The organism is Bacillus cereus group sp. MG20 (genome assembly GCF_040459885.1).
Classification (GTDB): domain Bacteria; phylum Bacillota; class Bacilli; order Bacillales; family Bacillaceae_G; genus Bacillus_A; species Bacillus_A cereus.
Genome location: NZ_JARVHF010000001.1, coordinates 4,408,915 through 4,434,122 on the forward strand (window position 1 = coordinate 4,408,915; position 25,208 = coordinate 4,434,122).

Consider the following 25,208-nt stretch of genomic DNA (forward strand, 5'->3'; position numbering starts at 1 on the left):
GTATATGAAAAAAGTATTTGTATTCGTAAGCATTTTCTTTTGTTGTTTCCTTTATAACGTTAAGGAAGGGTTTACTGCTAGTCCAATGAAACCTAGTTTTGAAGTGAAGTTATTATTAAAGCCAGAACAAGTATTAGGTTATAACAAAGAGATGAAGCAAGAGGTGCTAGAACATTTCCAGGCTGGTACAAAATATGAAAGAATACAAGTGCAATTTTTAGATACTGCAAATAAAAGTTTAAGTGATGAAGGTTGGTTTGCTAGAATTCGAAAGAAAGAATTTAGTAAAGATTTTGAACTAACATATAAAAAAAGATATCCTATTCAAAATGGTGTAATTCAAGATGCACTAGAAGTAGCTAAAAAAGAAGGATTCGATAGTAATACGGATAGTTATGAGGCGGAAATAGATTGGGGATTTGAGAAGAAAACATTAAGCATTTCAAATAAGAAAAGTTACAGTGCTAAAGGATATGGGATACTTGATTTACCAAATGAACAAGCTGCTCAAAACATGTTAATAGAAAAATTACCAGGGAAAATGAACAAATGGTTGTATACAAATTGGGGAGAAGAGATGTTAAAGAATTCCCGTATTTACGGTCCTGTATTAATGAAGCGATATACAGGAGAGTTTGAAAACATAAAAGCAAATATTGAAATTTGGCCATTAAGTAATACTGGGAAATTAGAAGATGACTTCGTAATAGAAGTGTCATTTAAAACAAATGAAGAAAGTATTGCGACAAAACAAAGGGAATTATTAATGGCGAGTTTAGAGAAAAAAGGCTGGTTGTTACCGAAAGATAGTTTGAAGACAGAGCTTATTTTTCAGTAAATAGTAAAAAGGAATCCATATGCCATGGATTCCTTTTTATATATGAGCATTAAGCTAAATCATGTACAGAGATAATAAAGTTGTTTAATTTACAATAAAGTCATTTAAAAAATAATATAGTTGTTTAAAAATCCTTCTTCTACTAACGAGGCAGGTTAGTGGAAGAAATAGCAAGTGGGTTTAACTAGGAGAAGTGTCTTCTGTTTTTTAAATTAAAAATATCGATAAATTAGGATTTATTTACTTAACATTATACTTATTTTCGGACCGAGGCATCTAATCGGTGAGTATATACAAACCAAGTAATGCTTGCTGTTAATAATGTTGACGAAATTAAAGCTGTAAGAACACTATATGTTTGCCAAATAAGTATCGTTGACCAATCGAAGGCAAAAAACATTATACACTGGGCAATCGTAGCGATTAGGAAAATAATTGTTACGATTGTTCTCTTTTTTGTCATTGGCTGCTGCTCATTCGTTTTCCTTTTTCTTAATCCTAAGAAAAATAACAGAACGGCTAATAGGCAAAGAATAATTGTGGTAGACGACAAAATGATGTCCAAAAGCTGTGTGTCGCTTATCTCGTATGACTGAGTTAGATTGCCGCTTAATATATTTTTAACTTTTAGTACCAGGTTTATATTGGTATTTGCGCCGTTGCTCAGTAAGCAGATGGCTGTTCTTTCATTTGGCAGTATGGCTACTTCGGTACTAAAATTTGGATTACCCCCAGTGTGTTCTATAAACGTTTGTTCGGCGTTTACCGACCAACCTGCCGCATAATACATATCATTGACAGCCGAAACAGACATATCACCCCTATGTGATTTTTCGATAGCCCTGTGAAATATTTCGGGTATGTCCTGCACAATACCCATTTGTATGCCCATCCAACGCGCCATATCTTTTGTATTAGAAATGATATAGCCGGCAGGTTTATTCCCAGCATAATCCGGAGCGTTAAATGGAGTTGTTATAAAAAAGGAAGAACGGTAGCCCTGTGCTAACTGTCCAGTGGCTTGAGCATCTTCTTTATAAACATACGTCTGGTGAAGACCTAAGGGTATAAATACCTGTTCCTTCATAAAGTCTTCATAGCTTTGTCGTGATACAATCTCAATAACCAAACCCAATACGTCATAATTAACGGTTCCATAGTTATATTGTTCACCGGGAGAGAACGCCAATTCTGCATCTACCAGCTTTTCCACGGTCTTTTGCAACATATCAGGCGTATTACCTTGTGGAATATTTTGGATATGTCTAATATTTGTTAGGCCGCTGGTATGGTGAAGAAAGTTATTTAGTGTAAGGTTTTGCATATCAACAGGTTTACCTTGATACTTTAACGTAAACCAAGGTAAATATTTTTGGATAGGGTCAGTCATTGATAGCAGCCCTTGCTCTTCCAATAGCAAAATCCCCATACCAGTAAAAGCTTTACTCACCGAGGCCAACTCATAGAGTGTATTTTCACTTGCAGACAATCCCTTTTCAAGATCTGCATACCCAGAAGAAAAGTAGAACACTTCACCATCAGCAAGTATTGAGATTGACATTCCAGGCACACCTGATGTACGACGGGCATCATCTAGCAATGCTTGTATTGCCTCAGATTTCGAATCTGACAACGCATAACTTTGTGTTGCGAATCCTGGGAATAATATAAATATCGTTAATACAAAAACAATAGTCTTTTTCATACACTCTCCTTTTTGAAGAATTATAAGGATATAAATAACTTATTTTTATAACTATAAACTAAATTCTAAATTATCTTTCTATTTACCTATATAATATGAAATAATTGTGAAGAGTTACACTTAAACTAACGGGGGCGTTAGTTCAATAAGAAGTAAACAACTTTATTATTCATTTTTTAAGCATTACATAAGCAGATGGATATAATTTGAAACAACTTTAAAGAGGCTTGCTGCATATAGAATGTAGTAAGCCTCTTATCTTTTTTAGTCAAAATTCAATAACTTTATTATCACTATACAAATCAGCTGACACGAACATATCACTATTTTGAAGATTTTTAGAGCGTAAACTATAAGCAACTACCTTCTTTTTATATTGTTTTACAACATCAACATGCTCTTCATGACTGTAAATATAAAATGTGAAATCTTTTTTACCACGTTTTGCATGGATAATTAAAGGAGTGCCTTCATTATGGGGTGGTGCATAATAGCGATCTAAAAATAAACCTTCGTTAAAATCATGAATAATTTTTGATTTCTGTTCGCCTTCTACGTTATTTCCGTGAATTGTAATAGTCACATTCTCTTCTTCAAGTTTTGGATGTGTTTCGTACTTGCTAATAATGGATTCAATAACAGTGTTAGGAAGGCTAGAAACGATAATTTTAAATGCTCCAAATACAACTAACATTACAATAAACCAAGTCGTCATAGTAATCATCCCCTTTATTCTATTTAATAATATAACTCATATGGTAATAGTACATATGGTGAAGTTTTGTATAATTTGTGAAAAATATGCCATTTTTACGAACGAAATATTAGAAAAATCAATTTTGTTACAAAAAGTTGAAATTGAAGTATTTTAAAAGAAAAAGGTTTATAATAAAAATATAACTAATAACCACATTACTAATTATAAGGAAGTGTAACTATGAGTACTGTAGCAATCGTATATGGTATTATTCTTTCCACAATTATTGTTTTGTTTTTCGTTGGGGTTTCACGTTATATTCATAAATGGAAAGAAGGCGTTGCGAAATTAAATCACATTGAAGAAGAACTTAGTGATTTAATGTTACATCATGGTAAATAAAAAGATAATTTTTTAACGAAACAATGTGAAGAATATCACAAAACATGCTCTCATCATGAAAGCATGTTTTTTTGTTATGTGAATGTTAGACATATTCATGAGATTTTTTCGTGCAATACAGTGTGAAATAAAATAATAATTCTTTATGTGTAGGAAGAGTTATTCTGTTTTGTATAATTTTGTAATTTATTTCGGTATAATTATGATATAGAAGGAAATTTGTTAGAGGAGGTATATTGTGAACATATTAAAGATTATAGGAATTGTTGCAGGAGTGATTATAGTAGCAATTATAGCTTTCTTTGTCATAATGAAGTATTATTTGTCAAAAAAAGATTCTGATTACGTATTAACCTATATAAAAGAACATAAAGACGCTGAGACATGTTCATTACTGATTAGAAAAAATGGTGAGATATTAACATCTATAAATGAAAATAAAAAATTGCCATTAGCGAGTACGGCAAAAATCGTAATAGCAGTTGAATTTGCTAAGCAAGTGTCAGAAGGAAAAATAAGTCGTGATGAACAAATTTCATTGCACGAGCTAGAAAAATATTACGTTAAAGATACTGATGGTGGAGCACATCCTAACTGGTTAGAAGATGCCAAAGCGAGAGAATTAGTGAAAAATGGACAAATCGCTTTAGAAGAAGTCGCTAAAGGAATGATTCATTATAGTTCTAACGCAAATACAACATATTTGTTAGATAAGCTTGGAATAGAAAGAGTAAATGAAAGTATAAAAGAGTTAGAGCTTACTAGTCATGATAAGTTCTCTTCGTATACAGCTTCACTATATATGAGAGGGTATGTAGAAAAAGAGCTTCATAAGCCAGAAAATCAATCATTAGAAATGATACGTAACATGTCAAAGGATGAGTATAATAAACATGTGTTACAAATTCATGAATGGATGAAAGATGAAGAAGAATGGAAAAAACGTGAAATTCCATTAAAGGTAGATATGGAATTTCAGCGAATTTGGTCAGATCGATTAGTGAGTGCAAACGCTAAAGATTATATGAGTATAATGGAAAAAATAAATAGTAGAAATTATTTTCCTAAATTAATGCAAGAAGAAATCGAGAATATTTTCAAAAGAACAGTTAATAATAGTAAGTTAGAATTTGCGGGGCAAAAAGGTGGTTCTACCGCATTCGTATTGACAAAAAGCTTGTATACTACAGATAAGAAAGGGAATAAAGTAGAAGTTGTAATTATGTTTAACAATATAGAAGATCAAGTTGTATATCAAAAGCTGAGAAATAATATAAATTATTTTATTCAAGATGCTATAACAGATGAAGAGTTTAGAAATAAATTATAATAAAATAATTTTATTATGTAAACAACATACTATTAAAGGTAGGTATTGAGATGAGGTTGAATGAGTATATGCTTGAAACGTTTCCGAATTTAGAACTTAGACCACCTCTATTTTATAATTGGGATATTGGTATTCGTTTTAGATTAGGTGTGGACTATGATTGTAATAACATTTATGAAAATTGTCTATATTTAGAAGGCGTTTATAAAAGGACGATTACTTTATTTCAGTCTTTACATTCAACAAAAGATGATATTTATATTGTAGTGGATGTAAATGACTATGCAAACGGTGAAATTTTCAAACAGAAATTGAATATCTTTTCTAAGTATGTCAAAGAGAAGTCCGATTTGTTTAAGTTACAGAAAAATACAATCCCTTATGTTTTTCCAGAAGAAAATGAAGATGGAGCATATAAAACACATAGATATACTTTGAAATGTAAAATCTCTGACTTTACATACATTCCTATGCTAAAAGCAATTTGTAATCAAGATATGGGAATAAAACCGAGTATTTTTCATAGGGTGTATTTTATAAATGTTAACAAGAATACTATATTTCACGTCTATGATGATAGAGGTTGTGATGTATTAGCTACCTCTCCTGATACAATTAGGGATATTTATAATACATATAATGATTGGATATTAGAATACGATAGAAATAAAATTGATAAAGTATTTAATTGAATGTAGTCTATTTTAAATGAGGGAAACATCATATGGGGTGTTTCCCTTTTATTAATATGAAAATCAACATTTAAATTGAAAGCACTTATTATAAAGGTAAAGGGATTTGATGGTAATGTATTGAATTTGAGTAGAAACGGAAAAAGGAGATGAATAAATGACAACAATCTATTTCGTTCGCCATGCCCATTCTACCTATACAAAAGAAGAACGGGAGCGACCTTTATCTGAAAAAGGGTACTTAGATGCAGAGAATGTAACACGCTTATTAAAAGATAAACATATTGATGTTGTGATTTCTAGCCCGTATAAAAGAGCAATCCAAACTGTACAAGGAATTGCGCATACATATAAATTATCAATACAAACAGAAGAAGATTTGCGTGAAAGATTATTGAGCACAGAGCCGGTATCAAATTTTAATGATGCTATGCAGAAGGTGTGGGAAGATTGGAGTTTTGCATACGAAGGCGGAGAATCGAATGATGTCGCACAAAGGCGCGCTGTAATATGTATGCAAAATATATTAAAACAATATGAAGGTAAGAATATTGTAATAGGTACGCATGGAAATATTATGGTATTACTCATGAATTATTTTAATTCGAAATATGATTTTGAGTTTTGGAAAACACTTCATATGCCTGATGTGTATAAATTAAATTTTGATAAAAATCGTTTCATTTCTGCTGAAAGAATAGAGAAAACAGGTCATCAGTTAAATATTTTGTAAAAGTTTATCAAAAAAAGAGGAAAGAGAGAAGTTATTGTAGAAGTATGACTTTGTAACATAAAAAATATATGTTAAAGGAGGCTGTTTACATGTTTGAGAAAGAGAAAGAAGGGCTTATTGAAGTTCAAAACGTATATGAAATTGCACCAGAAGATGGAACAATTATTGGTATGGCAACGGAAGAAGAAATGGAAATTGCTGCTGAACTAGAGTTACAGTACTATGCCCATTCTCGTTTGTTAGAAGCAAATATTCAGTTAGACGGTTCCTCCTACAAAGAGTTACTTCAGGAGTTCCAGGAGTACGAAAGAAAATCAATGAGCTTTTGGCGAGCGATACATAAACGTTTAGCTGTGCCATGGGCGTGGGTACTACGTATTGATGTTGCGAATGGTCCTATATATGTAAGTAATGGAAGTTCATATTACGAAGAAATCGATGATGAAGAAGATTATGAATAGATAAGTAAGGAAGCAGCTTTAGTTGCTTCCTTTTTTTATTTGTAAGAAATGAATCGCCTCAATAATAATATCTGGTCGATCATTTTCTATACCGTGACTAGCATGTTCGGCAAGCATATATTGGTTGTTAGTTGAGAGGTGTAATTGTTCGTGAATTAGTTCTTGCCACATTGCTTCAAGTTGTGTTGCTTCCTCTTTAGGCATGCCGCCATTAGTCAATTGAGTAATAGAATATTGAGGATCTCTACCGATAACGATTAATGGTATTTCTAATGTTTTACATAGCTCTTTTAGTGAGAGAGCACAGTTTTTCCACTCCGATAGTTCAGAAGCTGTCGCTTTATATAATGAAGGCGAGGTAGAGAATTCAATTTGCTGTTTTGATTGATCGGTGAGCATAGGTTTTAGTTCAGTATAAAGTGTGTCTACATCCATTTTGGAATATATATTATATTTTTGAAACCAAACATCATCAGAATCAGTTTGATCAGAAATTGGTAAATGAAGTTCATCTAAACGGTGTAAGTTCATCGAAGTAGAATCAACTAAAATAAGTGCTTGCAGCTTATCTTCATGTAACATTGCAAAATGTTGTGCACATAATCCTCCATAGGAATGACCGATTAGAATAAATGGCTCTTGAATAGCTAGTTTGTTTAGTAACATATGTAGCTCTTTTGTAACTTGCCTTATTGTACGTGGCTGATTGCCTAAATCACTTTTCCCGTAACCTGGGCGATGGTATGAAACGACTGTAAAGTGCTCTGAAAGCTTTTCTATAATAGGAAACCAATCATAAAATGAGCAACTCATTCCGGTTTGAATGACTACAGTTTGTTTACCAATTCCTTTTATATGTACTTCTATATTTTGCCCCATTATTTCTACAAATTTATGAATGTTAATTCCTCCTAAGCTTGAAATAATTTTTGACAAGCAAAAACGATACACCAAACACCTATACCAAGTAGGACAGATGTACTAAGTGTAAATGAATTTTTTAAACCAATATAGACAATAAATAATAATAGTGCTGATGCGGGGAATCCATATAATACCCCTAAAGCAAATTGACTCAATTCTTGTTTATTTCCGCCTTCGAATGAAATCCAAAATAGACTAAGTAAACTCACGAGAGGAAGGGCAGCAATAAAGCCACCTATCGTACTGTAGTGTTTAGCGACTTCAGTGATAACGCCGATAATAAGTGCCGAAACGATTACTTTAACGAGGAAATGCATATTTTGCCTCCTTCGCTAATAACGAAAATGCTTTTTCAATTAATTGTTGTTCTTCTTTTGATAACTGTGATTCTAATATTTTTATCTTTTCTTTATCTAGTAAAGTATGTTTTTCTAATCCTTCAATTCCTTCAATTGTTAATGTAAGGTTTACAACTCTTTCATCTTTTTTATTTCGCTCTTTAATGATGAAGCCCTTTTGAATAAGGCGCTTTATGTGTTCAGACGCTGTGTTATGAGAAAGACTAAGCTCAGTAGCTACTTTTCCAATTGTTATATCTTTCTCACGAGAAACGATTTGTAAAATACGAATTGCTTGGTGGGAAAGGTTGTCCTCGTATTCGTATCGTAAGTGATAATAAATGCTCTCCCAATGTTGATTAATGTTGTTCATAATAATAAATCCCCTTTTTTATATCGTATAGTAAGATATATTCGTTGTTTTAGAAATAAAATCCTTTTATTTGGATAAGAAATGTTGAAAAAGTTTATTTTTATTGAAATATAAGGTAATCTATGTGTAAAGGTATACATTTAGCAAGAGAGAGGATGATAGCTGTGAATACATTCAAATGGATTAGTCATGAACAGATGTATGTAGATGAAATACATGTTGAAAAATGTGGTCCTCTTTCAGTCGGCGTATATGGGGGGAATCAAGAGAGTGATGCATATGAACGAGGAGATGCGGTGCTGGCTTGGTGGGATCCTGAATTACAATTTGAATTTGTTATGATTTTTGATACACATCACAAAACAAAAAATATAGATTATATAATAGAAGCGATTTCGGAAAGAAAAGAAAAACTAAAAGAGTTATTCTCATATCCAATACATTTAGCTTTCCATCATACACATATGTACCTATTAGCGTTATTTACAGATGAGTTATTTATTAAAAAGTGTGATCAAGATGATGAGGAACTCGCTTGCTTAATTTGTTTACGAAAAGGCGAATTTTTATATTGGTTATCAGTTGGTGATTGTTTCGCGTATTTATTCCATTCTGAGAAAACGAAAAATGGAAAAGGACGATTAAATAAACGGAAGAATTACGAATATATTGGCAGGAAAAATATTTTTGCAGCAAATACACCTTGCTTTACGTCAGGTGTAAGAGGATTAGAAAAAGGAATGAATCACATTGTAATGGCAACGGACGGTATTTTAGAGTGTGACAAACGAAGGTTTGATGATGATCAATCTTTAGTAGAAATATTACACGACGGAAATAGCTTGCAGATTGAGCCCGTATTAACAAATGTACTGCAGTGGAAAGGTAGAGACTGTGCCACGATTATTGGATGGTCTATTGATACTGATAATAAACAATGTGCTAATTAATATAAAAGGAGTTCAAGGTTTTTATCCTTGAACTCCTTTTTGTTAAGCAATATGGATGTGATATGTTTTCAACCATTCATTTACTTGTAGCATATACTCCATGGCACTTCTTGCCTCAAAATTGTTAATCTCTTTATTACTTTGATCAGCAATTGAAAGTAAGATGGAATGGTTAATAAGTGAGAAAATAGGATTGTTTTTATTGTTACACATATCAAGTGTTAAATTACGGATTGTTTGTAAGTAGAGTGGATCTTGTGAAGTTGGATAAGCGCTTTTTCTTCTATTGCGTACATCGTCAGGTAAAGCTGGTTGTAGTGCTCTACGTAAAATGCCTTTTTCAATATTATCAATACTTTTTATGTTGAAAGGAACATTCCATAAATATTCAACTAATCTATAATCACAAAACGGTACACGAACTTCAAATCCAACAGCCATACTCATGCGATCTTTACGGTCAAGTAAGAAAGGAAGGAATCGTGTTAAAAATAAATAAAACATTTGACGTTGTTTCGCGGATTTTTTACTTTCGCCTTCAAGAGTAGGTACTTCAAGTATCGCCTCTTGGAATCGTGTATCAATATAGTCTTCTAGATTACATTGGTTACTTACTTCATTTAGTAGAAGAGGAGATGTATTTTTCCAATTTGTTAGCCAAGGAAACTTATCTACATATAGTAGTTCTTCTTGATGAAACCAAGGATATCCACCGAATACTTCATCAGCCGATTCGCCGGATAAAGCTACGGTCGCATCTTTTTTCATTTCGCAAAATAGTAAATATAGTGAAGTTTCCATTTCACCAGCACTCGGTAAATCTTTTGCATGAAGGGGAACGAATAATTGATTTGCTAATTCTTCAGCATTCACAATAATATCATGATGCGCTGTCCCGACATGTTCAGAAACGCGTTTTACCCAAGGTGCATCTAAACCAGTGCGAGCAAATGTCAGTTCGAAGTCTTTTGCGCTATTTACAAAGTCAACAGAATACGTATGAAGTATTTTATTTTCAGCAGCAAATTCTTTACCCGCAAGTGCAGTAATACCGCTAGAGTCTAATCCGCCTGATAACATACAAACGAGAGGAACATCGGCAATTAATTGTCTTTTTACTGTATCTTGTAAAATAGATAAAATATGCGAAGATGTATCTTCTATAGAGTCTGTATGGAACTTACTTTCTAAATTCCAATACTTCGTAACTACTTTTTTATGACGTGTAAATGTTATAGAATGTCCAGCACGTACTTCTTGAATATTTTTAAAGACGCCACATCCTGGAGTGCGAAATAAGCCTAATCCAAATACTTCATTTATTCCATCCGCATCAATTTCAGCAGGGACAGATGGATGCGCTAATAATGCTTTAATTTCAGAGCCGAAAATAATACTGCCATTTCTTTCTGTAAAAAAGAGTGGTTTTACACCTAAATGATCTCGTGCTAAAAACAATTGTTGCTTCTGATCATCCCATAAGGCAAAAGCGAAAATTCCGTTTAAATGTCGTACGCAGTCTTCTTTCCACTCTAAATAAGCATGCAGTAATACTTCTGTATCTGAATGGGTTTCAAATGCATGCCCACATTTTTGAAGCTGCTCTTTAAGTTCCCGGAAATTATAAATTTCTCCATTATAAGTAAGAGCATACGTATAATCACCAGCACGGAATGTCTTCGGCTGTGTCCCGCCTTCTGGATCAATTACAATTAAACGCCGGTGTGCAAAGGCCGCATGAGGTGAAAACCAAAATCCTTCAGCATCCGGACCACGATGCTGAATACTATTTGCCATCTTTTTTAAAATAACATGTTGATTTGAAAGGTCTTCTTTCCAATCTACCCAACCTGTAATTCCACACATACATATCTCATCTCCTAATTTAAAATAGTAGATTAACGAAATAAAATATACACCAAGTTAAAGAATGACTATATAAATAGTGTACTACATGAACCAAAATGTAGACTTGAGAAAATTTTCTTTGAACGCATAGTTATGTGAGACAATGGCTAACGAAAAGTATTCCATTACATACAAAAAATAAAAAAGATGAGAGAAAAAATTTTCTCAGACGTTATATAGGGTGTAAAAGCTTTTACAAAACAATAAGGGGAATCGCTACATGAAATCAAATGAGAAAAATTTTATAAAAAGATTACAACGGCAAAAAGAAGACGCGTTAGAATTTGTTGTCGATACATACTTACCACTCATAAAGGGAATCACGCATAAAGTTCTACTTCCAATTCAAAATGATGGACTCATAGAGGAATGTATAAACGATATATTTCTTTCCATTTGGAATAACGCAAATAAATTTCATGGAGAGCCGAGCGATTTTAAAAAGTGGATTGCAGCGATTGCGAAGTTTAAAGCAATTGATTATTACCGGAAATCGACTAAAAAAGTAGAAATCATTTCAGATGAGTTTCATATCAGTACAGAAAAATCAGCAGAAGACGAATTAATCGTTATGGAAGATAGGGAAGAATTATTGAAGCTCATTAATCAATTAGAACCGCTAGATCGAAAGGTGTTCATTATGAAATATTTACTTGGTATGAAGACAGAGGAAATAGGTGACAAGTTAGGATTAACTCGGGCAGCAATTGATAATCGAGTGTACCGGGGGAAAAAGAAACTACAACAAAATGCTACGAATATTAGTTTTGGAGGTAGTGTAATATGAAAGACATTTATGAACTATTAAATGATATTGAAATAGATGAAAAAGAACTAGAGGAAATTGAGACTTCTGAAATTGAAAAGGAAAAAGTAAAACGAAATGTAAAACAATCGATACGTACGAAGAAAAAGATGAAAAGTTGGAAAAAAGGTGTCGCTGCTGCATCTATTTTAGTAGGCTTATCAGTTGCAACTCTTGGTATCGGATTTCCTACATATGCCGGGGGATTGCCAATTGTAGGTGACATATTCCGATTTTTAGATAATGGTAGAACGGGGTTATATGAAAATTATAAAGAGTTTTCGACTGAGTTGAATATGACGAGAGAGAGTAATGGAGTTAAGGTTACAATTAATGATGCTGTGTTCGATGGTAGAACAATCACAATTACTTATTCTATTGAGAGTGATAAAGATTTAGGTGAGAAACCGTTCCTATTTGGTAGTCCGCAAGTTAAGGGCTTTAATGGTGGGGGAGGTGGTTCGAGCGTTACAAAAGTTGGAGAGGGAAAATATGTAGGTATGATTACGATGAGTGGTCATAGTAATGAAAGGCTAGATGTTGCAAATGTTTGGTGGGATATAGAGGCAATTGAGTTGGATTATGAAGGTAATGTAATAAAGGGGAACTGGAATTTCGCACTTAGTCTAAAAGCAATGGATAGTAAGGAAGTAAAGGTTAATGGGGTTTCTGAAAATGAATTAATAAAAGTAAATATAAACAAAATGGAAGTAACCCCGATGTCCTTTATCATTTTTTTCAATCAGGAAGAATCTAAGGCGTTAAGAAGTATATGGGATAGTGCGGATGTTGAGTTAGAAATAAAAGATGATTTAGGAAATCATTATACTGGTGAAGGAAATGGCGGAAGTAGTACAGTAGCAGAGCCACATAAAAGTAGTTGGAGTGCCACCTTCCAAAAACTAAACGAAAATGCAACAAAGCTTATCGTTACACCTCGCGTGCACTTGCGAGTACATACACCTGAAAATCATGGTGGAATAGAGTATGTGAATGGGAAAGAGAAGAAAATAGAAGTGCCGAAAAAAGAAGCGAAGAGTAAAGATATTGTGTTAGATGATATTGTCATTGATTTAAAGAAATAAAAGAGAGACTGCCTAAAACCATTTAGGCAGTCTTTTTTTCGTTAAGAACTAGTAACGAGCAATGCATGCGGATGCTGCGTTTTATATTCATCTTTCCACGGAATATTTAGTTGTTCCCACGATTCGCCGCTATCATTGGATTGAAAGACGCCATTGTTATTTAACGTGTAAAACGTATGTGGTTCAGCCTTGTTTGTCGCAAACATCGAAATGACTGTACCGATTGCAGATGGTAGTCCTTGTTGTACTTGCTGGAACGGAGTATCTTTCGTTTTTCGATAAATATAAGATTCATAAGGGATACGGTGATGAGCCAGATCAGCACTTGGCGCGGCAGAAACTAGAATCGTATTACAATCAGCTGGATCAATTGCCATGCTGTATAAATAATGATGTTCAAGTCCTTCACTACATGAGATCCAGCTGTTTCCATTGTTATAACTTTCAAGATAAGCACGATCAGGTCCGCCCATAAATCCGTCACCACATGATGCATAAAGACGATTTGGTGCTTCAGGGTGCATAAGTAATTGATGAGCATCGATAGGAGCACCGAATTTTTTATCAATCCATGTATGCCCTTTATCATTACTTTGAATAACAGCACCAGCTTCGATTGAAACGTGTATTGTATTAGGGTTGTTTGGATCAACTGTAATCCAGCGTACGTGATGGGTAAAAGGTCTAGGCGGGAAAGCCCACGTATAAGAAGATAATAATGATTTCATATTTTTAAGTTCAGTCCACGTTTCACCACCATTTTCAGAGCGAAATAAAGCACTCGGTTCTGTGCCGACATAAACGACCCCATATCCGTTCGCTTGTTCATTTGAGCTTATTGTTATGGAAGTGATAGAGGAGTACAAAATACCATCTTCTTTAGGAAAATCAAAGTAACGATAGGAATCCCCAATTGGTCGCCAAGAATCCCCACCATCATCGCTTAACCATAAACCTCGTCCAAATGTTCCGCAATATACACGGTTTGGGTGGAGCGGATCAACAGCGATACAGGTAGGTTGCATATTTTGTAAGTGATAAGTCGTTTCATAGTTATCATATTGTTCTTTCACTACAACAAGTTCACGTTCCATACAGAGAAATAAACGTTTCATTTAAGTAACCTCCTTAAAAAATCTTTCATTAGTAAACAATATGAAAATAAAAAAGAAGTAGTCTTGTTTTATTTGAGAAAAAGGGATTGTTTAAAAAGTAGCGAAGTGTGTATACAGAGGAAGCGGGCGTTTACAATCAGTCAATTCGGGATAAAGATGGGGAGTTTGTTTCATACTAACATACAGATATTGTACTTAAAGGAGTATAAGTATGGGACATTCGCATAATCATGGTCATTCAAAAAATAAAAAGGCGTTACTAATTGCCTTCTTACTAACAACAAGTTTTATGATTGCAGAAGTTGTTGGTGGATTTGTAACAAATAGCTTAGCACTACTATCTGACGCGGGGCATATGCTAAGTGATGCAGTATCTTTAGCTTTAAGTTTACTTGCGTTTAAGCTCGGAGAAAAAACAGCAACAACTGTGAAAACATATGGATATAAGCGAGTCGAAATGTTAGCAGCATTATGTAACGGTGTCGTTCTAATTGTCATTTCGGTATACATTTTTATTGAAGCAATCCGTCGTTTTAAAGAACCAGTTGAGATTGCTAGTAATGGGATGCTCATTATTGCAGTCCTTGGTCTGCTTATTAATATTTTATCAGCTTGGATATTAATGAGAGGCGGAGATGTGAAAGGTAATTTGAATTTAAGAAGTGCTTTCCTGCACGTACTAGGCGATCTATTGGGTTCCGTCGGAGCGATTATTGCTGCGTTACTTATTAAATTTTTCGGATGGACTGCTGCAGATGCGATTGCTAGTATTCTTGTGTCTATTTTAGTCATTATTAGTGGATGGCGTGTAACACGTGATACGGTTCATATATTAATGGAAGGTGCACCACAGCACATAAATGTTGAAGAGGTAAAAAGTACATTATTAAATATTCCGATTGTCAAAGAAGTTCATGATTTGCACATATGGTCTGTCACATCGGATTTTCAAGTATTAACTTGCCACTTGATTATTAAAGGTAATGAAACGCAAAGTGTTTTAAAAGAGGCTACGGATGTATTAAAGGAGAAGTTTCATGTAGAACATGTCACCATTCAAGTAGAAATAGATGGTGAATTTCACCATGATGAGACAACTTGCAAAGTATGAAAGAAAAAGGATAAGAAAAAGTGTCATAACATTTTTCGCACGGCATACATATATATAATGTGGCCACAAATACTTTGCAAGGTAAATATTTCATGAAATTACTTTACTTATAAAGAGTCATCTTTTATAATCAAAAGTGGTAATTGATAGAGATTATCATTTTCAATGATTGTAGAAAGGAGTTTTTTAAAAGATGAGTAGTCAACTCCGTTTTGCTGTTGAAAATCGTAAGAGGCATTTAATTGATGAGTTAATTGGAGCAGGTGTGTTTAAGATTCGCGACCGACAATTATACGAGCTGTCTTTAGAGGAATTGGAAAAAGAGTACGAAGATATGGAAGATTATGCGAATATTCAGGCGTAGCTATATAGATTAGTAAAAGGAGAGCTGGTTACGATTTTGTGTAACCAGCTCTTTTTTTACTTCGTAGAAATTATTTTTTGTATTTCTTTCATGGGACGGAGCCAGTTTTGGGTCATTATTTGTTCCATTTGTTTTTCGTCCTGCTTCTGTAATGCTTGAATGATAGAGTGATGTTCTTCAATAGATTGACTTGCTGGAACAAAGTTTTGGAAAAACAAATATTCAAGACGTAAAACGTGAAGTTGCATATTTTCTAGAAAGGGTTCAATATATTGATTTTTAGCAATAGAAGAAATTGTATTGTGGAATTGTATATCTAATTCTAAAGCTTGTTTTGCGTTTTTTTTCTCTATAGAGTGCTGAAAATGATCATTTATTTCAGAAAGTAGTTGAATATCAGCGTCTGTAATGTTTTGAAGAGCTTGCTTTCCTATAATAGAGTGAAGACCAGCCATCGTTTCATAAATGATAGATACGTCGTCTAACTTAATAGGAGCAATTTTCGTTTTTTGCCCTGGTACCATTTCCACTAATCCAGAAAGCTCTAATATTTGAAGTGCTTCCCTTACAGGTGTTCTGCTTACTCCTAGTGCCTCAGCCAATTCCCCATCATTAATTTTTTCATTGGGCTTCAGTACACCTTCAATAATCCAATTTTGTAGTTGATTTAAAACGAGTGATTTTGCTGAAATTCTTCCTGGTTTTTTATAATTTTGAGGGACAGGCATAGTGAATTCAATCCTTTCATTGTATATTTTCCTTTTTTGCATGAACAAGCTTTAATTTTTCTTTCCCTTCATCCGGCTTTTGGCTTAAGATGAGCACCATTACAATGACACAAAAAGCGCCTAATAACTGAAAAGATTGAAATGGCACGTGCAATATAAGTACAGAAGAAATAATAGCTGCGAGTGGTTCTGTGCAACCAAATAATGTTGTTTCTTTCGGAGTCAGGTATCTTATGCTGTCTAAGTATAAATAAAAGGCAATAAGTGTCCCGAAAATGACGACAAATGTGATGAGCGGTAGGGTACTTAGTTTTACATATTTCATAGTTGATAATAAAATGAATTCGTTTGTAGAAATAAAGTGTACAATCGTTACACCAATACCCCCAATAATCATGCCCCATCCAACGATAACGGAGGAAGACCATTTTTCTAACAATTCCTTTGAATATAAACTATAAAAAGCGAGAGATAATCCAGATAAAACACCCCAAATAATAGCTGGTGTAGAAACAGCCAAGTTATGAACAGACCCGTTTGTTAGTAAGAGAAAAGTGCCTACTAATGAAAGGGTAATTGAAATGAAATCAATTTTTGATGGACGAACGTTCCATTTGAAAAGTAAGTATACAGTGATGAATATAGGAGCTAAATATTGTAATAATGTTGCCACGGCAGCATTTCCTTCTTTAATTGAAGCGAAATACGTATACTGTACAGCAAGCATACCGAATAGACCAAACAAAATCATTTTAATAGCATCAGATTTTTTTTTCCAAATGCCAAATATCTCTTTTTTTCTCGTTCCGAATGAGGAAATAATGAGCAAAATAATTCCAGATATAAGTAAACGGATCGTAACTAACCATTCGGTTGAAACATTGTCATATTGAAAAAGTTGTTGTGCAGCTGTACCAGACAAGCCCCATAAACAAGCACCGATTATGACCATTATAATTCCTTTTAATCGATTTGAATCCATATGATCTAAAATTCTCCTTTCTAAAAATACAAATTGAATACAATATGCAATATATCACATAATGACTCGTTAATAAACTGAAATTTCTAATTTGTTTTTTATGTATAGTAAAATATTGTAGAGGAGGGGGAGTATATGTTAGCTGGATTTTTAGTTTGTTTATTTGTTGGGTTACTTATCATTTTTTTAGTGTATCAAATACATGTGAAAAAGAGGTTGTTTTTGTTAGCAGGATATCAAGAAGAAACGTTTGTTGGAGATAAAAATAAATTAGCGAAGCTTTCAGGAGTATTTTCTTATATAGTCGGAGTTGCTACTATAATATTACCGCTTGGCTTAGAAAAAATAGGTGATGTAGTTGGTATCATATATGCTATATTAATTGTTTTAGGTACAGTTGTATTTATAATTAAAGCAAACCTATTAAATAAGAGTGCTATAAAATAAAAAGGCTTCATTCTACTGAAGCCTTTTATTAATTATTATGAAGTATAAGTAAAAGCCGGAATAGGATCAATAAATGTATTCCACTTTTGTCCCATTTCCTTTTCTGTTAATAGACAATCATCTAATGATTGTTCAATCACAGAACGATTCATATCAATACCGATAAATACGAGCTCAGTTATTCGATCTCCATATCGCTCGTCCCAGTTTTTTAATACTTCTGGTTCTTCTGCAATCATTTGATTTCTTTCAGTTTCAGGTAATGCGGCTATCCATTCACCGGCTCCTTGAATTGTAATAGAGGAACCTGCTTGAGATAGAAGCCCTATCATATTATTACGAGATGCGAGCCAGAAGAATCCTTTCGCTCTTACAACATCTAAAGGCCATTTTTCTAGCCAATTCATAAGGCGCTCGGGATGGAAAGGATATTTGCGACGGTAAACAAAGGAATTGATACCGTATTCTTCCGTTTCCGGTGTATGATGTTCACTATTTAATTCTTGTATCCAGCCGGCCGATTGACTAGCTTCTTCATAATTAAATAGATTTGTGTTTAAAATTTCTTGTGATGGTACTTTGCTAAACGAAGCTTCAAGAATTTTTGCATTAGGATTTAATTTTTTTAGTAAATGATGAAGCTCTATCACATCTTCTTTTTCTAGCAAATCTATTTTATTAAGAATAATTACGTTTGCAAACTCAATTTGATCTATTAATAAATCAATAACTTCCCGGGTATCATTCTCATCGATTGCTTGTTTTCGGTCTAATAAACTTTCTCCGTCTGCAAAATCATCCCAAAACCTATTTGCATCTACAACTGTAACCATCGTATCGAGGCGACAATTTCTCGTTAAATCAATGTTAAGAACTTCGTCTGTATAAGTAAATGTTTGAGCAACTGGAATAGGCTCACTTATACCAGAAGATTCAATAATAATATAGTCAATATCACCATTTTCAACAAGACGATTCACTTCTATCATTAAATCTTCTCGTAGTGTACAACAAATACAGCCATTTTGAATTTCTACTAGTTTTTCCTCCGTACGTGAAAAACCACCCTTTTTTATAAGAGATGCATCAATGTTTACTTCGCCCATATCATTAACGATGACAGCTACTTTTAAGTTATTCTTATTAGTCAAAATGTGATGTAGTAAGGTAGTTTTTCCAGATCCTAAAAAACCACTTAATACAGTGATAGGTACTTTTTTCATGAAATGATCTCTCCTTTAAATCGTAATGATTACGTTTTATGTTAAACGATGGGAAAAGAAAAAGCAAGAATAAATCATAATGATTACGATTTAAGGATAGAAATAGACTATAAAATTTGTGCTGTAGTATGAAGCATTTGGACAAGCACATGTTTACATATAAATAAAATGGAGGCGAGAAGCTTGGTCTTTAATAGAGTTTCAAAAGAATTAGTAGGCATAGCTCTTATCGCTATGTTTCTCTTTTTATTATTTTTTGTAGATTTTACAAGTCTAGCAAATTTGCACAAAAATATGCCACAGGAATGGTTGAATGTGAATACAGTATTTTTAAGTATCATTTTTGAAGCAATACCCTTTATTTTATTAGGGGTAATTGTTTCTTCATGTATTCAAGTGTTTGTGACGGAAGATATGATTCAAAAAGTAATGCCGAAATCTCCGATTGTTGCAATGATTCCGGCAGTATTTGTGGGAGTTCTTTTTCCAATGTGTGAATGTGTCATTATACCAATTGTAAGAAGGCTCATTCAAAAGGGGTTACCACTTCATGTAGGCATTGTTATTTTACTGAGTGCACCCATTATGAATCCAGTTGTTTTTTTATCTACTGTATATGCGTTTCAAAAAAATGATTACGTTGTATATGCACGCTTTGGGATAACAATTTTAGTTGCTCTATTCATAGGTCTAATTGTGTATTATTGCTATCGCGAAAGAAATGTTTTAAAAGACGTAGAGGTTTCAGTTCAAACAAGCAATAAAAAGAGTTGGAAAGATGTTATGAATCATATTGTAGATGAGTTTTTTGATACTGGTAAGTATTTATTGATTGGTGCTTTTTTAGCAAGTGTATTTCAAACGTTTTTTGATCGGAATGTACTGGATGCAGTAGCACATAACGAAGTAATTGCCCCCTTTATTATGATGGGATTTGGTTATGTTTTATCAATTTGCTCTGCAGCCGATGCTTTTATAGCGGCATCTTTTGGACATGTTTTCTCGGTAAAGGCACTTCTCGCATTTCTTGTGTTTGGGCCTATGCTTGATATGAAAAATACGTTAATGCTATTTGCATATTTTCAAAAGAGATTTGTATTCTTTTTGATGGGAATTGTGATTGTATCTGTGTATACCATCGTGCAAATCATAATGTTATAGAGGAGGTGAAAAAGAATGGAGAAAGAGGAGCAGAAGGCGTATCATCGCTATATACGCGGCATTATTTTAATTGGTTTAGCAATGCTCTTATTTAAACTACTTGTAACAGGGAATATTTATAATTTTATCGCTCCAAAAATGATCAAATTTACGTATATAGCTTTTGTAGTAATTTTAATTTTTGGTACTGTACAAGTTTGGGGAGATGGAAGAGAAAAACAGCATGATTGTAATTGTTGTAAACATCATACAACATCAAAATCAGGGATAAAAAGTTTCTTTGTATATGTTTTATTTGTCGTTCCGATAGTTAGTGCTTTTCTCTTTGGAAGTGTAACAATTGATGGAAGTTTAGCAGGAAAAAGGGGTATGAATCAAAGTGTGCAGGCGAGAAATCTGGAAAGGAACGAAAAAGAGGGGGAACAGGTTAAGTTTGATGGGCGAGAAGTATCAGTTGATCCAGAAGAAACATCAAATTTATCAACGACTTATAAAACGGAAGAGCAAGTAGTAAAAAGTATGTTAGGACAGCGTAAACTACAGGTAAAGGATAAGGACTATGTTCAAACAATGAATGTAATTGGCCAAAATGTTAATTGGTTTAAAGGGAAAGAAATTACATTCTTAGGGTTTATATATAAGGATAAAGATGTGACGGGTAATAAAGCAGTAGTGGCTCGATATGGTATAACTTGTTGTATTGCGGATGCATCAGTCTGGGGGATGATTGTTACCGGGAAAAATATTGAAAAAACTCCAGAAGAAACATGGGTGAAAATAACAGGATTATTAGATGAAACGACATATAAAGGAACAGTCTTTCCACTTGTAAAAGTAAAAAAAATCGAGAAAATTAATAAGCCAACTGACCCATATGTATATGATGCTTTACCTTAATAGAAAAGAAAAAATTCTTCATATTTTCATGAAATAGAATCATAATCAAGGCGATAAAAAAATAAAGATAAGAGTAATTTGGTTTGTTAAAAATATGTGCAGAAGGAGTTATGCGATGAACTGGGTTACTCATAAACCATCATTTGAATTTGAAACATTTAGTCCTATTATTCGGTTACAATCTGCGTGGAGTGGACATTTAGATTTTGCATATGACTTAGTGCGATTTGAAAAACCAGAAACTTTAGTTGAGTTAGGTACACATCTAGGTGCTTCTTTCTTCAGTTTTTGTCAGGGAGTAAAAGATGGAGGGTTATCGACTAAATGCTTTGCAGTAGATACTTGGGCTGGAGATGGGCATACAGGTCCATATGGAGAAGGAGTTTTTCAAATAGTAGAAAAAGTAGTGAGTGATAACTACCTTAATATAGGAAATTTAATTCGATCTACTTTTGATGATGCTGTAGAGCGGTTTCAAGATGAAACGATAAATCTTTTGCATATTGATGGCTATCATACGTATGAAGCTGTTTCTCACGATTATAATACATGGCTACCGAAAGTCGCGAAAAACGGTATTGTATTATTTCATGATATTGAAGTTAGAAGTGGTGATTTCGGCGTATATAAGTTTTGGGATGAGGTAAAAGCGAAGTACCCTCATTTTCAATTTGCGCATTCATATGGACTGGGAGTGTTATTTCCGAAGGGTTGTAGTGATAAGTTTGAAGAAATACTTAAAAATAAAGAAGAAATACAAAATATGTATAAATAAAGGTAGGGCATGCATCATTTTTATGATGTGTGCCCTATTTTTTGCGTAGAAAATAATGGTGTGAATTAAAAAGTTAAGATAGTTGTAAAAAGTTTTGTTGCAGCAAATATTAAAAAAGTTAGTATGGGATTGTTCCTTGTAAATAAAATAAAGCTTTAATACGTTCATATCAATCCGGGATTTTACAGTAGTTAATTTCTTAACTAGGTACTTTGCACTTACTAAATTTTGATACAAGGGTCTTATTGACCGAAAATATCGGGATAAATAAAAATACAACATTTTTTATATTTTTCATTGCGAAAAACGTAATCTACTTTTACAATAGAAAGGGTTGTGAATATATTATACTGGAAAAATAAATCGAAATAATATGAAAATTTTGTTTTGTCTTCGCTAATTGTATATTACATACATGTAAGACGACATACGTCATGTTATCGACTTGTAAGGAGAGAAAAAAATGAAAAGTGTAAGATTACCATCGATGCTAGAAATCATAGTTCTTTTATTACTATTTCTTGCTGTTGTCTTTTCCTTCCAAACGATTTTTGATCTCCCAATTCAATTAGCGCTATTTATTTCATGGTTTTTAGTAATTGCGCTTGGATTAAGATTAGGATTTCGTTATCAAGAATTGCAAGATGCAATTACGAAAGGGATTTCTAACGGATTAGAAGCAATACTGATTTTAGTTGCAGTAGGTGCTTTAATTGGAACATGGATTGCTGGTGGGGTAGTACCAACATTAATCTATTATGGATTAGAATTTATTCACCCTAGCATATTCCTATTAGCAACATTAATTATTTGTTCTATAACTTCTATCGCAACAGGAACGTCTTGGGGAACAGTGGGAACAGCAGGTATTGCTATGATGGCGATTGGTGAAGGACTTGGTTTACCACTTCCGCTTGTTGCTGGTGCAGTTCTTTCAGGAGCTTATTTCGGCGACAAATTATCACCACTTTCTGATAGCACAGTTCTTGCAGCTTCTATGGCGAAAGTAGATGTTATTGCTCACGTTCGAGCTATGCTCGTATTAGATGTTCCGGCTTATATTATTACTAGTATTATGTTTACTGTAGCTGGTTGGATGTATGGCGGCGATAATGTAGATTTGAATCGAGTAGAATTTTTAAAAGAAGCTTTATTAAAGCAATTTGATATTAAAATATGGATGCTTGTTCCGGCGGTCATTGTTATCGTTCTATTAGCGATGAAGAAACCGTCTATGCCAACGATTGCAATGGGAGCTTTAATTGGTGCAATTTGGGCAACTCTTTTCCAAGGGATGAACTTTGGAGAGGCGATTGGAACAGCTTATAACGGATTCTCAATTCAATCTGGTGTTGAGTTTGTTGACAAGTTATTAAACCGTGGTGGAATTAACGGCATGCTTGGCTCAGTAGCCGTTATTATTTTCGGTTTAGGATTTGGTGGATTACTTGAAAAACTAGGTGTTTTAAAAGTAATCGTATCAAAATTTGAGAAGAAATTAAATTCTGCAGGTAATGTAACATTGTCTACATTAATCGTGGCATTCTTAGCTAATATATTTGGTTGTGCGATGTATGTATCACTAATTTTAACACCAAAAATTATGGAAGATAGCTATGATAAATTAAAAATAGACCGTCGTGTATTAGCGCGTAACTCAGAAGTAGGTGGAACGTTAACTTCAGGTATGGTTCCATGGTCTGATAATGGTATTTTTATGGCTGGTATTTTGGGTGTAGCAACGTTCTCATACGTTCCGTTTATGTGGTTAAGCTTCGTATCGTTAATTTTAGCAGTTATTTACGGATATACAGGCAAATTCATCTGGTATGTAGATGATGCAGATAAAGGAAAGCAAGCATCATAAAATAAAAATCACCTTCTACAATATGTAGAAGGTGATTTTTTTATTTTTTAATAGCATTTTCTGAAGTTATTTCATTCTCATATTTAGCAATTTTTTGTTGTATCTTTTTTAAGTTTTTTTCAGTGTCTTGAATGAGCTGTAAGACATTGGTCTCCTGTTGTTTCATTAATTCTAACCTTTGAAGGATGGTAGATTCTCCTTCCATAGACCAGTCGATAAATTGTTTTATTTTTTGAATTGGCATACCAGTGTTTTTTAAACACAAAATCATCTCTAAATATTTCAGTGCTTCTTCATCAAAAACTCGATCTCCTTTTTCGTTTCTTTGCAGAAAAGGAAACAGTCCTTGTTTATCGTAATAACGTATTTGAGAAATAGTTAAATGTTGCATTTTGGCGACTTGCCCAATTGTATAATACATATCATTCATCCTTTTATTACCAAGGTATAATGCCATCTTTGTTAAATATTTTACCATTATAGTTTGTTTCACTTAATGCATATTTAATAATAATTTTAGCACTTTCAGTGGTTGTATGGCCACCGGGGGAATTTCCATTAAGATCCGTAGTTGTAAAACCAGGAGTTACTCCAAATACTTCTGGACCGTTAGTGGCAAATTCTTTACTAAAAGCTAATGTTAAAGCATTAATAGCTGTTTTGGAAGAATTATATCCTAGTGTATTAATTGGATGTGTTTCACCATTAGCAAACATTGTTAGTGAGGCCATGTCAGTTGTTACATTTATGATTTTACTGTTGCTTGATTTCTTTAATAGTGGTAAAAAGGCTTGCATCATTTGGAAAGTTCCAAAAAAGTTAACTTCAAATCCTTGGCGTAAAGTTTCAATATTTAATTCACTAGGTAGCGTATTGAAGTCTAGCGCTATGCCTGCGTTATTAATTAATAAATGTAAGTGGTCAGTCGTTTCGTAAATTTTCTTTGTTGCTTCTTGAATGGATTGTGAATTTGAAATATCTACTTGAATATAGGAAACGTTTGAAACATTTAAAGATTCTACGGCTTGTTGTCCAAGTTGTTCATTACGAGCACCTAAAAATACGTGATAATCTTTTTCTGCTAATTGACGAACAAGTTCATATCCAATTCCTTTATTCGCACCTGTTATAAAAGCATATTTTTTCATATTGAATTCCTCCAGTAGTGTTATAGTAGGTTACAATGGAAAGGATACAGCCTAAACTTAAGTTTAGGTCAAGAGGAATTTTTTAAAATAAATATAGAATATCTATATATAAGAGTGAGAATTCTTATCATTTAAGAGAAAGTCTGTTA

The 25,208-nt window shown here is 33.4% G+C and carries 29 protein-coding genes; 17 read left to right on the top strand and 12 right to left on the bottom strand.

Annotated elements, in window-relative coordinates; all coding sequences use genetic code 11:
- Window positions 1-4: 4 nt before the first annotated feature.
- Window positions 5-838 carry a hypothetical protein gene (locus tag QCI81_RS22710; protein ID WP_000755327.1) on the top strand — a complete coding sequence of 278 codons (834 nt, stop codon included), beginning with the start codon at window positions 5-7 and terminating at the stop codon, window positions 836-838.
- Between the two features lie 256 nt (window positions 839-1,094).
- Here the strand turns inward: QCI81_RS22710 and QCI81_RS22715 are convergent, their stop codons facing one another.
- Together QCI81_RS22715 and QCI81_RS22720 are read right to left on the bottom strand one after the other, a co-directional pair.
- Window positions 1,095-2,543, bottom strand: coding sequence for a serine hydrolase domain-containing protein (locus QCI81_RS22715; protein ID WP_071730854.1), 1,449 nt, complete (start codon window positions 2,541-2,543; stop codon window positions 1,095-1,097).
- 268 nt (window positions 2,544-2,811) lie between these two features.
- Window positions 2,812-3,258 (bottom strand): YfmQ family protein, encoded by a 447-nt coding sequence (locus QCI81_RS22720; RefSeq protein ID WP_000214587.1) that lies wholly within the window; start codon window positions 3,256-3,258, stop codon window positions 2,812-2,814.
- Window positions 3,259-3,298: 40 nt separating this feature from the next.
- On the opposite strand from QCI81_RS22720, the gene QCI81_RS22725 reads away from it, so the two are divergent.
- The 6 genes from QCI81_RS22725 to QCI81_RS22750 all read left to right on the top strand — a co-directional run bounded on the left by QCI81_RS22725 (window position 3,299) and on the right by QCI81_RS22750 (window position 6,858).
- Window positions 3,299-3,415, top strand: coding sequence for a hypothetical protein (locus QCI81_RS22725; RefSeq protein WP_002011946.1), 117 nt, complete (start codon window positions 3,299-3,301; stop codon window positions 3,413-3,415).
- Between the two features lie 65 nt (window positions 3,416-3,480).
- Window positions 3,481-3,642 (top strand): hypothetical protein, encoded by a 162-nt coding sequence (locus tag QCI81_RS22730; protein ID WP_000108701.1) that lies wholly within the window; start codon window positions 3,481-3,483, stop codon window positions 3,640-3,642.
- A gap of 238 nt (window positions 3,643-3,880) precedes the next feature.
- Entirely contained in the window at window positions 3,881-4,972 is a 1,092-nt protein-coding gene (locus QCI81_RS22735; protein ID WP_071730856.1) for a serine hydrolase, read from the top strand.
- 68 nt (window positions 4,973-5,040) lie between these two features.
- The gene (locus QCI81_RS22740; protein WP_071730884.1) at window positions 5,041-5,664 is read left to right on the top strand and encodes a DUF3885 domain-containing protein; all 624 of its coding nucleotides are present in this window, start codon (window positions 5,041-5,043) and stop codon (window positions 5,662-5,664) included.
- 157 nt (window positions 5,665-5,821) lie between these two features.
- Window positions 5,822-6,397, top strand: a complete 576-nt coding sequence (locus tag QCI81_RS22745; protein ID WP_071730858.1) for a histidine phosphatase family protein — start codon at window positions 5,822-5,824, stop codon at window positions 6,395-6,397.
- A gap of 89 nt (window positions 6,398-6,486) precedes the next feature.
- On the top strand, window positions 6,487-6,858 hold the full coding sequence (locus QCI81_RS22750; RefSeq protein ID WP_000461779.1) for a hypothetical protein: 372 nt from the start codon (window positions 6,487-6,489) through the stop codon (window positions 6,856-6,858).
- An 18-nt stretch (window positions 6,859-6,876) separates the two neighbouring features.
- Here QCI81_RS22750 and QCI81_RS22755 read toward each other — a convergent pair whose 3' ends face one another.
- Genes QCI81_RS22755 through QCI81_RS22765 form a run of 3 tightly spaced genes read right to left on the bottom strand, consistent with a single transcriptional unit; the run spans window position 6,877 to window position 8,493 of the window.
- Window positions 6,877-7,809, bottom strand: a complete 933-nt coding sequence (locus QCI81_RS22755) for an alpha/beta fold hydrolase (protein ID WP_071730860.1) — start codon at window positions 7,807-7,809, stop codon at window positions 6,877-6,879.
- The gene (locus QCI81_RS22760) at window positions 7,770-8,099 is read right to left on the bottom strand and encodes a DUF3147 family protein (protein ID WP_000545640.1); all 330 of its coding nucleotides are present in this window, start codon (window positions 8,097-8,099) and stop codon (window positions 7,770-7,772) included. Before QCI81_RS22760 ends, QCI81_RS22755 begins: the two co-directional genes overlap by 40 nt.
- Window positions 8,083-8,493: a MarR family winged helix-turn-helix transcriptional regulator gene (locus tag QCI81_RS22765; protein WP_063546992.1), complete on the bottom strand. Its 411-nt coding sequence runs from the start codon at window positions 8,491-8,493 to the stop codon at window positions 8,083-8,085. Before QCI81_RS22765 ends, QCI81_RS22760 begins: the two co-directional genes overlap by 17 nt.
- A 122-nt stretch (window positions 8,494-8,615) precedes the next feature.
- On the opposite strand from QCI81_RS22765, the gene QCI81_RS22770 reads away from it, so the two are divergent.
- On the top strand, window positions 8,616-9,443 hold the full coding sequence (locus QCI81_RS22770) for a PP2C family serine/threonine-protein phosphatase (RefSeq protein ID WP_002040904.1): 828 nt from the start codon (window positions 8,616-8,618) through the stop codon (window positions 9,441-9,443).
- A 42-nt stretch (window positions 9,444-9,485) separates the two neighbouring features.
- Here QCI81_RS22770 and asnB read toward each other — a convergent pair whose 3' ends face one another.
- On the bottom strand, window positions 9,486-11,309 hold the full coding sequence (asnB, locus tag QCI81_RS22775) for an asparagine synthase (glutamine-hydrolyzing) (RefSeq protein WP_071730862.1): 1,824 nt from the start codon (window positions 11,307-11,309) through the stop codon (window positions 9,486-9,488).
- A 262-nt stretch (window positions 11,310-11,571) separates the two neighbouring features.
- Here asnB and QCI81_RS22780 point away from each other — a divergent pair, with 262 nt between their 5' ends.
- Together QCI81_RS22780 and QCI81_RS22785 are read left to right on the top strand one after the other, a co-directional pair.
- A complete protein-coding gene (locus tag QCI81_RS22780; protein WP_353810894.1) occupies window positions 11,572-12,138 on the top strand; it encodes a sigma-70 family RNA polymerase sigma factor in 567 nt (188 codons plus the stop codon).
- Window positions 12,135-13,241, top strand: coding sequence for a DUF4179 domain-containing protein (locus tag QCI81_RS22785; RefSeq protein ID WP_071730866.1), 1,107 nt, complete (start codon window positions 12,135-12,137; stop codon window positions 13,239-13,241). Before QCI81_RS22780 ends, QCI81_RS22785 begins: the two co-directional genes overlap by 4 nt.
- Before the next feature lie 41 nt (window positions 13,242-13,282).
- Here QCI81_RS22785 and QCI81_RS22790 read toward each other — a convergent pair whose 3' ends face one another.
- Entirely contained in the window at window positions 13,283-14,356 is a 1,074-nt protein-coding gene (locus QCI81_RS22790) for a WD40/YVTN/BNR-like repeat-containing protein (protein ID WP_071730868.1), read from the bottom strand.
- 211 nt (window positions 14,357-14,567) lie between these two features.
- Here QCI81_RS22790 and QCI81_RS22795 point away from each other — a divergent pair, with 211 nt between their 5' ends.
- Window positions 14,568-15,467: a cation diffusion facilitator family transporter gene (locus QCI81_RS22795; protein WP_071730870.1), complete on the top strand. Its 900-nt coding sequence runs from the start codon at window positions 14,568-14,570 to the stop codon at window positions 15,465-15,467.
- Window positions 15,468-15,660: 193 nt separating this feature from the next.
- Window positions 15,661-15,831 carry a Fur-regulated basic protein FbpA gene (gene fbpA, locus QCI81_RS22800; RefSeq protein WP_000098302.1) on the top strand — a complete coding sequence of 57 codons (171 nt, stop codon included), beginning with the start codon at window positions 15,661-15,663 and terminating at the stop codon, window positions 15,829-15,831.
- Between the two features lie 56 nt (window positions 15,832-15,887).
- On the opposite strand, the gene QCI81_RS22805 is transcribed toward fbpA, so the two are convergent.
- A complete protein-coding gene (locus QCI81_RS22805) occupies window positions 15,888-16,559 on the bottom strand; it encodes a GntR family transcriptional regulator (protein ID WP_002023787.1) in 672 nt (223 codons plus the stop codon).
- A gap of 16 nt (window positions 16,560-16,575) precedes the next feature.
- The gene (locus tag QCI81_RS22810; RefSeq protein ID WP_071730872.1) at window positions 16,576-17,541 is read right to left on the bottom strand and encodes a DMT family transporter; all 966 of its coding nucleotides are present in this window, start codon (window positions 17,539-17,541) and stop codon (window positions 16,576-16,578) included.
- Between the two features lie 135 nt (window positions 17,542-17,676).
- On the opposite strand from QCI81_RS22810, the gene QCI81_RS22815 reads away from it, so the two are divergent.
- Complete coding sequence (locus tag QCI81_RS22815; protein ID WP_071730874.1) at window positions 17,677-17,988, top strand: DUF3784 domain-containing protein; 312 nt, start codon at window positions 17,677-17,679, stop codon at window positions 17,986-17,988.
- A 35-nt stretch (window positions 17,989-18,023) separates the two neighbouring features.
- Here QCI81_RS22815 and QCI81_RS22820 read toward each other — a convergent pair whose 3' ends face one another.
- Window positions 18,024-19,211, bottom strand: coding sequence for a GTP-binding protein (locus QCI81_RS22820; protein WP_071730876.1), 1,188 nt, complete (start codon window positions 19,209-19,211; stop codon window positions 18,024-18,026).
- 168 nt (window positions 19,212-19,379) lie between these two features.
- Here QCI81_RS22820 and QCI81_RS22825 point away from each other — a divergent pair, with 168 nt between their 5' ends.
- From QCI81_RS22825 to nhaC, 4 genes are all read left to right on the top strand, one after another.
- Window positions 19,380-20,372 (top strand): permease, encoded by a 993-nt coding sequence (locus QCI81_RS22825; protein WP_186803769.1) that lies wholly within the window; start codon window positions 19,380-19,382, stop codon window positions 20,370-20,372.
- Between the two features lie 15 nt (window positions 20,373-20,387).
- Window positions 20,388-21,269, top strand: a complete 882-nt coding sequence (locus QCI81_RS22830) for a TIGR03943 family putative permease subunit (protein WP_071730880.1) — start codon at window positions 20,388-20,390, stop codon at window positions 21,267-21,269.
- A 115-nt stretch (window positions 21,270-21,384) separates the two neighbouring features.
- On the top strand, window positions 21,385-22,044 hold the full coding sequence (locus QCI81_RS22835; protein ID WP_071730882.1) for a class I SAM-dependent methyltransferase: 660 nt from the start codon (window positions 21,385-21,387) through the stop codon (window positions 22,042-22,044).
- Between the two features lie 463 nt (window positions 22,045-22,507).
- Complete coding sequence (nhaC, locus tag QCI81_RS22840; protein WP_000843992.1) at window positions 22,508-23,911, top strand: Na+/H+ antiporter NhaC; 1,404 nt, start codon at window positions 22,508-22,510, stop codon at window positions 23,909-23,911.
- A gap of 40 nt (window positions 23,912-23,951) precedes the next feature.
- Here the strand turns inward: nhaC and QCI81_RS22845 are convergent, their stop codons facing one another.
- Complete coding sequence (locus QCI81_RS22845) at window positions 23,952-24,332, bottom strand: MerR family transcriptional regulator (RefSeq protein ID WP_002153132.1); 381 nt, start codon at window positions 24,330-24,332, stop codon at window positions 23,952-23,954.
- 16 nt (window positions 24,333-24,348) lie between these two features.
- Window positions 24,349-25,059, bottom strand: coding sequence for an SDR family NAD(P)-dependent oxidoreductase (locus tag QCI81_RS22850; protein ID WP_000759552.1), 711 nt, complete (start codon window positions 25,057-25,059; stop codon window positions 24,349-24,351).
- Window positions 25,060-25,208: the final 149 nt, after the last annotated feature.